Genomic DNA, 11,817 nt, shown 5'->3' with positions numbered 1-11,817 from the left:
CTTTACTATAAAGTATTTGTAATGTCAAAAATTCTCAACTCCTGATTAGACCGGGCTTGAACGCACTTATAAGCTAAGGCTGACAAAATTTATAGGCAAATATACATTTGTTATATAAGGGCTTTTTCATAAGGGCTCCATACAGAAGCCCTTTATATCAGCCTTCTCGGCTAAAAACACGAACATTCTTGTGAAATTGGCCTGACTATGTGAAATTTAGCCAAATTCCCCCGTAAAAAAGTCGCGCTCAAACCCTATTTATAGGTGTAACCTATAAATAGGCAAGGCTAGTAAGTTCATAGGCTAGCACAAGCAAAGGCCGCCCCCCAAATCTGAAAGATTTGGGGCTCAATACCAAACAAAAGAAGAGGCTGGGAAACTCCCAGCCTCTTCTTTAATCAATTGGCATCACGATTAATCAGTTATGCTTAGATTTACGTCGATGAGTCAGTTGACAATACCGCTCATACCAGATATCCACGAATTCTGGTGCGAAGGGACCTTTCTTCTCTTCGATCCAGCGGACCAGTTCTTGGATATTATATTTGAGGATACGATCGATTTCTTCCGGATAGCGGTATCGCTTGCTGTGGAGCTCGTACTCGTCCAAGTCCAGCAGCCGCTTTTCCCCATCAGGAAATACCTTAATATCTAAATCATAGTCGATATACTTGAGCGCCTCATTATCAATCAGATAAGGAGAAGCCAAGTTACAGTAATAAGTAACGCCGCGTTTGCGAATCATGGCTACAATATTAAACCAGAAATGCTGGTGATAATAGAGCAAGGCTGCTTCCCGGGTTACCCAGCGACGACCGTCCGATTCCGTTACTAAAGTATGATCGTTACACCCAATGATGGATTGATCGCTGGTCTTCAATACCATAGTATCGCGCCAGGTCCGATGCAAAGACCCATCATGCTTATAACTTTTAATCGTGATGAACTCGCCTTCCTTGGGTTGTTTCATCACTGAACCTACTTTCCGTTCCAAATTGAACCGGTACTTCGACCGTTAACCAATACTCCGATATTATAGCACAATTTCACCTATTATGCTAAGGCTTTATGCGGACTTATCAAATTTTTCTGAAAAGTCTTAGACTTCTTCTTGCATTTGGTAGTAAAGTTGGCGCTTGGCCATGAGTTGTTCATGAGTCCCTTGCTCCACAATGTCCCCATGATTCATAACAATAATCAGGTCCGCGCTGCGAATAGTAGCCAAGCGGTGGGCAATGACAAAACTGGTCCGGCCAGCCATGAGCTGGTTGAAGGCCACTTGGACCTTGAGCTCGGTATAAGCGTCGATGGACGAGGTCGCCTCATCCAGCAATAAAACCTTAGGTGGCTTAATAAAAATCCGAGCCAAGGCTAGCAGCTGGGCCTGACCTTGCGACAGTCCCCCACCCTGTCCTGATAGAATGGTGTCATAGCCTTGGGGAAGAAGCTCAATAAAATGATGGGCCTTGGCCGCCTTAGCCGCAGCGACTACTTCCTGGCGACTGGCCTCTGGTCGACCAAAGGCAATATTGTCATGGACCGTCCCAGTGAAGAGCCAGGTTTCCTGGGGCACCAAGCCAAGTTGGTCCCGCCAAGATTGTCGTCGATAGGCCGCAATAGCTTGGCCATCTAGCTCAATGGCCCCAGAGCTTGGCTCATAATAGCGCATGAGCAGGTTAATCATGGTAGATTTACCGGCACCAGTTGGCCCCACTACGGCTACCATACTGCCAGGCGGCACATGCAGATTGAAGTCTTGGATCAGGGGTTGGGCTAGGTCATAGGAGAAGGCCATGTCGACAAAGTCAACAGCGCCTTGAACCTGGTCTCCTGATAGGTCAAGCGTGGCATTTTCGACCAAGCTTGGCAAATCCAGAATTTGGTAGAGACGTTCGGCACAGGCAATGGCCCCCTGAAGTTCCGATAAGACGGAGGAGATATCATTGAAGGGTTTGGTGTACTGGGTGGCATAGGCCAGAAAAGTCACCAATTCCCCTACCGTAAACTGGCCGCCTACTACCCGACTAGCCCCCACTCCAATTAAGAGGGCATAAATCAAGGCATTGACGAAGCGGGTCATAGGATTGACCGTTGAAGAATAGAAGGTCGCCCCCAAGCTTGCCTGGCTATAGGCCTGGTTCAAGGTTTGGAACTCGTCAGCTAGGAACTCCTGGGCATCTAGTTGCTGCAGCAAGGTCATTTGGCGAATGGTCTCCTCTACCCGCTGAGCCTGGTCACTCCGGGTCTGGGCTTGATCCCGATAGCGGTGATAGCTTTGTTTGGCGATAAAACGGGCAATGAAGAGGGAGACTGGGGTCAGAATGACTACCAAGCCAAAGAGAACCAGGTCCATACCTGCCATGAGATAGAAGGTCACGCCAATAGTGAAGAGACCACTCATGAGTTGAGTGAAGAGCATCATAAGGCCATCCGTTAATTGCTCCAAATCGTTGGTCAGACGGCTGACCAAGTCTCCCAGGCCAAAGCCATCAAGGGCAGGCACCGGACTAACTTGAAGCTGGGCCATGACCTTCTGTCTTAGCTCGGCCATATGGCCATAGACTAGTTGATTGTAGAGCCATGGATTGAGCCACTGGAAGGCAATGGTTATGGCAATAAGCACTAACATTTGGACCAGCAAACCTTGCAGGACTTGCGCTTGCCCTGTCCCAATCCAGTCAATGGCCCGACCAATCAGGACGGGTAGATAGAGGACGAGACCCGCCTGGATTAAGGTAGACAGCAAGGCTAGGCTCATGAGCCATGGTCGACTAGCCAAGCCTTTAAGTAGACGTTTCATTACTTGACCTTGTGTCATTGGCGGTCACCTCCCTGGCTTTGGGTCTGGACTAGGGTCCGGTAGTATGGATTGGATTGGGCCAAGTCTTGGGCTGGGCCATAACCCGTGGTCTGGCCATCTTCTAAGACCAAGATTTGGTCAGCAAAACGCAAGGCATTCAAACGCTGCGAAACCATGATGACCATGAGGTCAGGTCGCGCCGCCTTTAGGCCAGATAGGAGGCGACTTTCGGTGGCATAGTCCAGGGCTGAGGTCGCATCATCAAGGATCAGGCCTTTTTTGGCCTTAAGCAAGGCTCGGGCCACGGTCAGTCTTTGCCGTTGGCCACCTGAGAAATTACGACCAAAGGCTGTGACTTGGGCATCCAGCCCACCCTTTTCGGCAACAAAGTCGTCTGCTTGAGCCAGGGCTAAGGCCTGCCATAAGTCCTGGTCACTAGCCTTGTCTTGGGCCAAGAGTAGATTAGAGCGAATGGTCCCTTTGAAGAGTTGGGCTTGTTGAGGCACCCAGGCTAAATTTTCAGCATCTGGCCCCACTAGGCTACCCTGGTCAGCCGGTAAGATGCCCAGTAGGAGTTTGATTAGACTAGTCTTACCTGCCCCGGTTACCCCGGTCAGGCCCAGCCATTGACCTTCTTGAAGTTGCAAGCTAACCTGCTTAATGGTCGGCATGGGACTACTTGGATAGGTGTAGGACATAGACTGCGCCTGCCAGGTCGAAACGGAAGTGTCTCGCGTCACTTGGCTACTTGTTTTCTGGCCTGGGTCCTCTTCCGGTATAGCCAGGACTGCTTGAATTCTCTGAGCACTAATCCAGGCCTTGTTGAGGTTGCCTAGGACAATGGTTGTTTTAATCAACTCACCTAAAATCAAGGTCAAATAGTTGACCAGAGCCACCAGCGCCCCTTTGGCTAGCAAGCCTTGGCCCATAGCCCAGTCCCCTTGCCAGAGGACTAAGACTGTGGTGACATTGACTACTAGGTAAGTCAAGGGATTAGTAAGAGCTGCCAGGAAGCCGGTCTTTAATTGATGGCCAAGCAAGTTTTGATTAACCTGGTTATAGGTAGTCAGATAGCCATCTACCTGATTAAAACTCCGGATGACTCGATAACCCGCCATGCCTTCTTGCGTGACTTGGACTACTCGGTCAGTAGCTTGGCGAATCTTGACATAGCCAGGCGCTGTCAGCCCCATTAAGACCGCCAAAATCAGATATAGAACCAGAATCATGACTAAGAGATAGCTGGCCAACTGGGCATTGAGTTGCCAGGCCATATAGGCCGCCCCGAAGACAATAAAAGGTGACCGCAAGAAGAGACGGAAGAAGATATTAAGCCCCGTCTGCACTTGATAGCTGTCATTGGTCACTCGCGTAATCAGACTGGATTCCCCTATAGTCTGACGTTGCGACTCTGATAGACGACTAATCTTTTGATAGAGGGCCTGGGTCAATTGCCGGGTATAGCCAATGGCCGCCTTGGCTGAAAAATACTGGGCCGTAATGGCCATGAGGACACCCGCCAGGGCCAAGCCCAACAGCAAGACAATGGATCCCCAAATAGCACCGTCACCCGTCAAGATGCGGTCAATAATTTGGGCCACTACCAAGGGTACCGCTAATTCAAGTAGGGCTTCCGCCAACTTAAGCAAGGGCCCCAAAAGGGCCACCCCACGGTAGCCCTTAAAAAAAGACCATAAGGATTTCATCGGACGGCCTCTCTTTCATGAACTAGGACCTGCATGAGTTTTTCCTGCAAGGTAGACAGAGGTAGCTGGCCAACAGCCTCTGGCGCCACCCAGCACCAGCCTTCTTGGAGGGGACTGCTTGTATCCAACCGCAAGCCTACCAACTGCACCTGCCAAATTCGGTGGCTGAAGACATGCTTGACTTGGCCTAGGCCTGTACTCAATACTTGGTTACTTAGGGGACTATCCCCCTCTACTAGAGCTTCTTCCCTTAGCCAATCTAAGAGTGGCTCAGTCAATTCGGCCGCCGTCACTTCTTCATAGACCATACTTTGTTCCAGCATTGGGAAGTGCCAAAGTCCTGTCAGGAGTTCATTCTCCCCATGTCGGCGCAGGAGCCAATTGCCTTGGCTATCCACAAGAAAGTAGGCGGTCAAATCATGCCGGGTTTGTTTGACTTTTTTGCTCTTGACCGGATATTGGTCAGAATCCCCAACTTGATAGGAAGCATCATATGCCGCCAAGGGATGATTGTCTGGCCGGGGATTGCTTGGCGTCATGACGCAGGCTCCCAAATCCATCATGGCCTGGTTAAAATCTCCTGGCCGATCTGGGTCAATCAAAATATCCAGAATTTCCATAAAGACCTTACGACTTTTAAGCAGGGCAATGTCATCTTTAAGGCGGAAGAGGCGAGCTACAATCCGGAAGAGGTTGCCGTCCAGGGCCGGCGCCACCCGACCAAAGGCCATGGAGGCGATGGCAGCCGCCGTATAGGGGCCAATGCCTTTGAGACTTAAGAGGCTGTCAACTTGATCAGGCATCTGACCGCCAAAGTCAGCCATAACTTGTTGAGCCGCTGCCTGCATATTACGGACTCGGCTATAGTAGCCCAGTCCCTGCCAGAGATTGAGCAGGGTCTCTTCTGGTGCTTGAGCTAAGTCGGCCACTGTGGGCAAGGCCGCCATAAAACGTTGATAATAGGGAATAACAGTAGCCACCTGGGTTTGTTGCAACATAATCTCGCTAACCCAGATGGCATAGGGATCCTGACTCTTACGCCAGGGCAAATCACGCTTATTTTTATCGTACCAGGCTAGGAGGTCTTTCCGAAAGGCCTGGACACGGGTCTGATCCCAAGCTGCCATAGCTTGAGGCCAGCTACTTCTAGAATTAGTCATATAGAGACGTTCCTTCCTACTCACATTCTCATTTATTATAACCAAAAAAAGCCCGAGAACCAAGTTCAATCACTTGTTTCCCGGGCAGGAAGATGCTTAGTTAAAATGACGTGTTACCACCTGCAGACGGTCTGCTAAGAAACCTGATACAACTGCTTTGAGGATGTCACCTGGTACAAAGATCAAGGCAGTCGTCACTGCTTTAGTTAAATCCATTTGCGCGAACTGCACGAAGCCCCAAATCCCCATGACCGTTACAATTGGAACGGTGATGATGATGGTCCGCAAAGCATAAGAGACAAAGCTTGGCTTCTTGCCCTTGAAGACAGACAACAAGGTATAGGCAATTGGGAAGGAGAAGAGGTAACCCCCTGCTGGCCCTACAAAAGAAGCAAATCCACCGCGACCACCAGCAAATACCGGTAAGCCTACAGCCCCTAGCAATAGGTAGAGTAAGATAATCGCCAAGGCTTGTTTAGGTTTATAGACCAAACCAATCAAGCAGAGGGCAAAAGTCTGCATGGTAATAGGTGCTGGGAAGCCCCACAAGGGGAAGGACAAATAGGAGCAGACGATTAAGACTGCCAAACCTAAGGCCATGCGGGTTAAGACACGAACATCTTTAAAATCATTGAACATTAGAAAAACTCCTTTATTTGGGGATGTGGCCCCTAAAATAATAGCTATGTTATGAGTATAGGCAATTCGCCCCTTAATGTCAACCTATCGATAGGGTAAGGTTGACGCAAAAACAAAAAAAGAACAGGCCACCCACCCTAACCATAAGAAAAAGGCTGAGACCTAGATCCCAACCCTTCCCTACTATGGGTTTTGACTATTGTTTGTGCTATTAGCAGGTTGAAGCTTCAGGTCTTCGCTAAGCGTCTGAATCAACTTAGGCACCAAATTGAAGGTAACACTATAGGTGGTCACTTCAGGCGCTGGGTTGGCAGTTTGGCCTTGCACTTGAGCTCCTTGAGTTTCTGAATCAGCTTGACCTTCTTGCCCCTCTTGGCTTGAGCTTGCAGAATCCACTACTAGTTTCTTTTCAGGAACGGAAATGGTTAGGCTATAATCATGACCTTGCCAGAGTTCTTGGTAGCGACTCTTGTCCAAGGCGAAAGTCTTGATAACATGATAGGTTTGACCAGGCGCCAATTCCTTACCGTAAACCTGGTTGGTTAAGACATAGTCGCTATTAATCGGATCTCCATTAATAGTTAGGACTGTATTGCCGTCAACTGGCAAGAGCGTCTTTTGGGACTTGTTGGTCACATCATATTCGACGGAAACAATCACGGCCCCATATTTAAAGTTACGGAAGGATTCTTCGTTGTAGCTATTTGGTTGGAAATCACTGACTTCCAAACGCGTAATCGTCACATCGATACCTTCATCACTTTCCTTAAGCTTAGGCTTATCGTCAGCCAAGACTCTCTTAGTACCCCAGTATTCTGTAGTTAGACGGTCTGGTACATGAGTAGCAGATTCTTTGAGCGATTTAGCCGCTTCATCATTGGCTGGCAGATAAAGTAACTGCTCGTCACCTAAACTATTAACACTAATCCCGGTAATATCAGATTCGCTACGCTTAGGAGAAACTACCTTGATATAGAAGTAGCCATCTTCCTGAACACGTTTGACTGAACTAGCACTTAAACCAAAGACCAGGTAGCCAGACACTGTTTGACCGGCATCAATGGTCCCCTTATTGTCAGATAAGGTTTGAGCTAGGTTGCCATCCTCTGCAGGGTAGAGTTGGTAACTTGGCGATACTTCTAAGCTAGCCTCGTTATAAGATAACTTAAGCTCCTCAATCGGATAATGAACGGTTTCTTTGGTCTTGTTGGTGATAGAGACGTGCATGACCACTAATCCCCCGCCACCTTCTTCAAAGTTGAACTCATTCTCTAATTCTTTGGCAAAACTATTAACTGTGTAGAGTCGCAACATATCCACTGTCACGGCAAAGTTCTGTTGGTCTGCCTTAAAATCATCATCTGTTTGGTAGAAGGCTTGGGGATTAATTTTAACCTGGCTATTTTGTTTAAGCAATTCTTCTAATTGATTGTAGGCCTCACGGCTAACCGAGGTATCCGCCTCTTGGTAGGAAGAACTAGACTCGGCAGGATCTACCATCTTGACTTGGCCACTGGAAGACGACTCAGTCTGAGCACTCACTAAGAGTGCGCCTTGGCTCAAGCCGGTCGCTAGGGCTAGACCCAATAGGGTCACACGTTTGAATACTTGTTTTACTGACATCCTATCACTACTTTCTTTCATTGCTAGCAAGTTCTTGGCTAGTTTGGTCTGTTGGAGCTTGGATAGCTTCTTTGGGACCATATGCCCCAGAACGCTCACGATATAATTCATAAAACTCACCCACGATTACTTTGATAACGGCGTAACCTGGCACCCCTAGGATGACCCCGACTAACCCGAAGGCCTTACCAGCTGATAAGAGCACAATCAGAATGGTTACCGGATGAATCTTGAGGTTATTCCCCAGAACTTGTGGGGCAATAAAACGCCCTTCGATGGTTTGCTCGACCATCATGACAATGGCCACCTTCAGGACCATCACAGGACTGGTAATCAAGGCAATGATAAAGGCCGGAATCACTGCGATGAAGGATCCTAGGAAGGGAATGATATTGAGGAAACCAGACACGACCCCAAGGGCAATAGCATAGTCTAGCCCGACAATACTGTAACCAATAGAGAACATAATGGCAACGCAGATTGCCACAATGATTTGGCCCCGAATATATTGAGCCACTTGATAGTGTCCTTGATACATCATACGAGATGCCATGGCACGGTGCTTAGTCGGCACGAATTTCAGAATATAATCGCCCAAATGCTGACCATCTGCCAAGAGATAATAGAGAATAATTGGCACGGTCAAGAGCCCCATAATGACGGAGGTCACTGCCCCTACCACGGATCCTAAACTACCGAAGGTCGAAGAAGCGAAACGACTCAGCTGCTCCGCCATACTGCGGAAATCAAAACCATCTAGGAAGGACTGTAGTCGTTGGGTGACTTCCTTATTCTCAGTCAGAAAAGGTGACTGATACAACATATGATAGATTTCATCATAGTACTTGGGCAGACTACGAGCAAAGCTTAGAATCTGAGTCTGTAGGGTCGGAATAAGGGAGGCAATTCCCCAAGCTGACAATAGAATTAAGCCAATAAAAATAGCCCAAATGGCCCACTGGCGATTCATTCCCCGCGCTTGCAATCGATCTACTAGTGGATAAAGCAGATAATAGAGGACACCTGAGGTAATGATAGGGAAAGCCGCCACATCAATGACCACCCCGATTGGCGCGAAAACGTGTGTAATTCTAGTAAAGACCCAAATAATTAATAAAACCAAGAGCAAAATCAGAAGACTGACTACCATCTGGCTATTTAGGAATTGACGGGTAAACCAAGACGACTGGCGTTTTGGTGTGTGTTCTTGCATAGAACTCCCTCCTTGAAATTTCTGTCATCTTATTCTACCATAAGGATAGGTGCCTTGTCTTAGATTTATACACGGCCAAGGCTATAAAACTCAAATCATTTGCGAAAGGACCTGATTTTATGACGGAAACCTATATCCTAGGTGGCTACACTAAGGGGCGCAACCAAGGAATTTCAAGCCTTGACTTTGACCCTGTTACTGGCCATTTAAGCGAGCCACAGCTGATTGCTAAACTCAATCAACCTACTTTTCTAGCCTATGCCAAGGAAAGTGGCACCCTTTTCGCCCTTCACCGCGGTCAGGAAGAAAGTGGCTTGGTAGCCTTTAGACACCAGGGTAAGGACTGGCAGGAGGTCAGTCGCCTACTCAATACCAAAATCCCTGGCTGCCATCTAGCCGTCCATGAAGCTAGTCAGACCGTCTATGTTGCTAATTACCATGAAGGCTCCGTTGATAGCTACCATTATGACCAGGCTGTCTTAAGTCCTTTCGAACGCCACGAACATGTGGGATCTAGCGTTCACCCTAATCAAGCCAGTGCCCATATCCATTTTGTGGGCTTAAATCCTGAGGGCGACCTGCTCTATGTCTGCGATTTGGGCAGTGACAAAATTTATGTCTATGACGTAACCCCTAGCTCTGGAGCTCTCAGTTTGGTTCAGACCTTTACTTGTCCACCGGGAACTGGTCCTCGTCACCTAGTCTTTCATCCGAGTCAAAATCTAGTATATGTCATTGGCGAGCTGGCTAATAGCCTTCTAACCCTAGCCCTTGATTCAAGAGGTCAACTTAGCTTGGTCCATGAGCAAGCCCTGCTAGATCCTGAATTTTTAGAATCTGCCGCTAGTGCTGCCATTCGCATCAGCCAGGACGGTCGTTTTCTCTATACTTCCAGCCGCTTCCATGATGTCATCTGCGTCTTTTCTCTGGCCGACCCTCAGCAGCCTCTTAAGATTCAAGAAATTGCCAGTGGCGGACAGATTCCACGGGACTTCGTCCTAAGCCAAGACCAGACTTACCTCCTTGTGCCCCACCAAGACAGTGACCATATCGCTGTCTTCAGTCGCAATGCTGACAGTGGACTTGTCACCTTCATCGAGGCAGAGACCCAGGCGCCTGAATGTGTCTGTATCTATCCTATCTAACTTTGATAATAAAAAATGTCTGGAACCCTCAATAGGTCCCAGACATTTTTTTATTTGCCTTTAAATACTCCTAGCAAGTATAGTACCGCTACTAAGATCCCTAAGGCTACACGGTAGTAACCAAAAACCTTGAAGTCGTGTTTCTTGATATAACCCAAGAGGAAGTTAATGACTAAGAGTGATACCCCGAAGGCAATCAACATCCCTAAGATTAGATAAGTCGCTTCAGCCGCTGTATAGTGGAAGCCAAACTTCACTAACTTGAGGAAACTTGCCCCAAACATGACTGGGATACTCATGAAGAAGGAGAATTCAGTCGCTACATAGCGTTTGGTTCCCATTAAGAGCGCCCCGATAATAGTAGCCCCAGAACGAGAAGTCCCTGGCACCAAGGCCAAGCACTGCCATAGCCCCATGAGGGCAGCATCTTTATAGCTAATGGCTTCTAAACTATTGATACGGCTTGCTTTAGCTTTACGCTTGCCGGATTCCACCCAGATAAAGGCTAAACCGTAGACGGTAAATGTAATAGCATAGACCCATGGCTGGTCGAAGTATTGGTCCATTAAGTCATCTAAGAGGAAACCCAGAACAAAGGCTGGCATAGTCGCCACAATCACCTTAGACCATAAAAGCCAGGTGTTTTTCTTTTCTGCTGCTGACTTGCTTGGCGACAGCGGATTAAGTTTGTGGAAGAAGACCACCATTACTGCCAAGATAGCCCCCAGCTGAATGACCACGAAAAACATATCGGTAAAGGTCTTTTCCAGTTGTAGTGGCATAAAAGCATCCACTAAACGCATATGGCCAGTCGAAGAAATCGGTAGCCATTCGGTAATCCCCTCAACAATCCCAAGGATGATTACCTTCACTAATTCAATAATTCCATTCATATTTTAGGTCCTTTCTCTATAAGCTATCACCCATTATACACCATCTTGGCATTAAATGCATTGAACTTCTCGCAAAGAATGTGGTATGATAAGGACAAGAAATAAATTTCAAACACAAAGGAGATAGGATCATGTTTGGATTTTTCAAAAAGAAAAAAGAAGAAGCGGCTCCCGTTTCAAAAGAAGTAACACTCTACGCTGTCGCTGATGGTCAATTGATTAACATCGAAGAAGTAAACGACATCGTCTTCGCGCAAAAAATGATGGGTGATGGCTTCGCAATCGTCCCTTCTAATGGTGAAATTTCTGCGCCTGTTGCAGGTGAAGTGGTCAATGTCTTCCCTACTAAACACGCAGTTGGCTTCAAGTCTGGTGCCTTAGAAGTATTGCTCCACATGGGGATTGATACTGTAGCACTTAACGGTGGTCCATTCGACACCAAGGTTTCTGACGCTCAACACGTTGATGCTAACACCCTAGTATCAAGCGTTGACTTAGACCAATTAGCAGCCGAAGGCAAAGATAATGCTATGATCGTGATTTTCACTAACGGTAATGATTTAGTAGAAAGCTTCGAACTCACTGCTTCAGGTCAAGTAAGCCGTGGCCAAGAAATTGGTAAATTAATCTTAAAATAA

General features: G+C 47.5%; 10 protein-coding genes. 2 read left to right on the top strand and 8 right to left on the bottom strand.

Features of this window, described 5'->3' with window-relative positions; translation table 11 throughout:
- Window positions 1–418: 418 nt before the first annotated feature.
- The 7 genes from HMPREF3093_RS01465 to HMPREF3093_RS01435 form a co-directional block, all read right to left on the bottom strand.
- Complete coding sequence (locus HMPREF3093_RS01465) at window positions 419–970, bottom strand: nucleoside tri-diphosphate phosphatase (protein ID WP_023391066.1); 552 nt, start codon at window positions 968–970, stop codon at window positions 419–421.
- A gap of 129 nt (window positions 971–1,099) precedes the next feature.
- Window positions 1,100–2,818: an ABC transporter ATP-binding protein gene (locus HMPREF3093_RS01460; RefSeq protein WP_070755259.1), complete on the bottom strand. Its 1,719-nt coding sequence runs from the start codon at window positions 2,816–2,818 to the stop codon at window positions 1,100–1,102.
- A complete protein-coding gene (locus tag HMPREF3093_RS01455; RefSeq protein ID WP_070755258.1) occupies window positions 2,815–4,506 on the bottom strand; it encodes an ABC transporter ATP-binding protein in 1,692 nt (563 codons plus the stop codon). Before HMPREF3093_RS01455 ends, HMPREF3093_RS01460 begins: the two co-directional genes overlap by 4 nt.
- Window positions 4,503–5,666 (bottom strand): A/G-specific adenine glycosylase, encoded by a 1,164-nt coding sequence (mutY, locus tag HMPREF3093_RS01450; protein WP_070755257.1) that lies wholly within the window; start codon window positions 5,664–5,666, stop codon window positions 4,503–4,505. The genes HMPREF3093_RS01455 and mutY overlap by 4 nt, the downstream gene beginning before the upstream one ends.
- Window positions 5,667–5,762: 96 nt before the next feature.
- Window positions 5,763–6,305, bottom strand: a complete 543-nt coding sequence (locus HMPREF3093_RS01445; protein ID WP_070755254.1) for a biotin transporter BioY — start codon at window positions 6,303–6,305, stop codon at window positions 5,763–5,765.
- Window positions 6,306–6,488: 183 nt separating this feature from the next.
- The gene (locus HMPREF3093_RS01440) at window positions 6,489–7,928 is read right to left on the bottom strand and encodes a DUF4352 domain-containing protein (protein ID WP_070755253.1); all 1,440 of its coding nucleotides are present in this window, start codon (window positions 7,926–7,928) and stop codon (window positions 6,489–6,491) included.
- Between the two features lie 7 nt (window positions 7,929–7,935).
- The gene (locus HMPREF3093_RS01435) at window positions 7,936–9,141 is read right to left on the bottom strand and encodes an AI-2E family transporter (RefSeq protein WP_070755252.1); all 1,206 of its coding nucleotides are present in this window, start codon (window positions 9,139–9,141) and stop codon (window positions 7,936–7,938) included.
- Window positions 9,142–9,260: 119 nt separating this feature from the next.
- On the opposite strand from HMPREF3093_RS01435, the gene HMPREF3093_RS01430 reads away from it, so the two are divergent.
- On the top strand, window positions 9,261–10,286 hold the full coding sequence (locus HMPREF3093_RS01430; RefSeq protein ID WP_070755251.1) for a lactonase family protein: 1,026 nt from the start codon (window positions 9,261–9,263) through the stop codon (window positions 10,284–10,286).
- Between the two features lie 50 nt (window positions 10,287–10,336).
- Here the strand turns inward: HMPREF3093_RS01430 and HMPREF3093_RS01425 are convergent, their stop codons facing one another.
- Complete coding sequence (locus tag HMPREF3093_RS01425; protein WP_180363248.1) at window positions 10,337–11,179, bottom strand: undecaprenyl-diphosphate phosphatase; 843 nt, start codon at window positions 11,177–11,179, stop codon at window positions 10,337–10,339.
- 131 nt (window positions 11,180–11,310) lie between these two features.
- Here HMPREF3093_RS01425 and HMPREF3093_RS01420 point away from each other — a divergent pair, with 131 nt between their 5' ends.
- Complete coding sequence (locus tag HMPREF3093_RS01420) at window positions 11,311–11,817, top strand: PTS sugar transporter subunit IIA (protein WP_023391075.1); 507 nt, start codon at window positions 11,311–11,313, stop codon at window positions 11,815–11,817.

Source organism: Abiotrophia sp. HMSC24B09 (assembly GCF_001815865.1).
Lineage (GTDB): Bacteria > Bacillota > Bacilli > Lactobacillales > Aerococcaceae > Abiotrophia.
The sequence above is the reverse complement of the archived record's forward strand: the minus strand, read 5'-3'. Positions and strand labels throughout refer to the sequence as shown.

Excerpts from the sequence above, each read along its gene's own strand:
- HMPREF3093_RS01465 (WP_023391066.1), bottom strand. The coding sequence starts at position 970 with ATGAAACAACCCAAGGAAGGCGAGTTCATCACGATTAAAAGTTATAAG.
- HMPREF3093_RS01460 (WP_070755259.1), bottom strand. The coding sequence starts at position 2,818 with ATGACACAAGGTCAAGTAATGAAACGTCTACTTAAAGGCTTGGCTAGT.
- HMPREF3093_RS01455 (WP_070755258.1), bottom strand. The coding sequence starts at position 4,506 with ATGAAATCCTTATGGTCTTTTTTTAAGGGCTACCGTGGGGTGGCCCTT.
- mutY (WP_070755257.1), bottom strand. The coding sequence starts at position 5,666 with ATGACTAATTCTAGAAGTAGCTGGCCTCAAGCTATGGCAGCTTGGGAT.
- HMPREF3093_RS01445 (WP_070755254.1), bottom strand. The coding sequence starts at position 6,305 with ATGTTCAATGATTTTAAAGATGTTCGTGTCTTAACCCGCATGGCCTTA.
- HMPREF3093_RS01440 (WP_070755253.1), bottom strand. The coding sequence starts at position 7,928 with ATGTCAGTAAAACAAGTATTCAAACGTGTGACCCTATTGGGTCTAGCC.
- HMPREF3093_RS01435 (WP_070755252.1), bottom strand. The coding sequence starts at position 9,141 with ATGCAAGAACACACACCAAAACGCCAGTCGTCTTGGTTTACCCGTCAA.
- HMPREF3093_RS01430 (WP_070755251.1), top strand. The coding sequence starts at position 9,261 with ATGACGGAAACCTATATCCTAGGTGGCTACACTAAGGGGCGCAACCAA.
- HMPREF3093_RS01425 (WP_180363248.1), bottom strand. The coding sequence starts at position 11,179 with ATGAATGGAATTATTGAATTAGTGAAGGTAATCATCCTTGGGATTGTT.
- HMPREF3093_RS01420 (WP_023391075.1), top strand. The coding sequence starts at position 11,311 with ATGTTTGGATTTTTCAAAAAGAAAAAAGAAGAAGCGGCTCCCGTTTCA.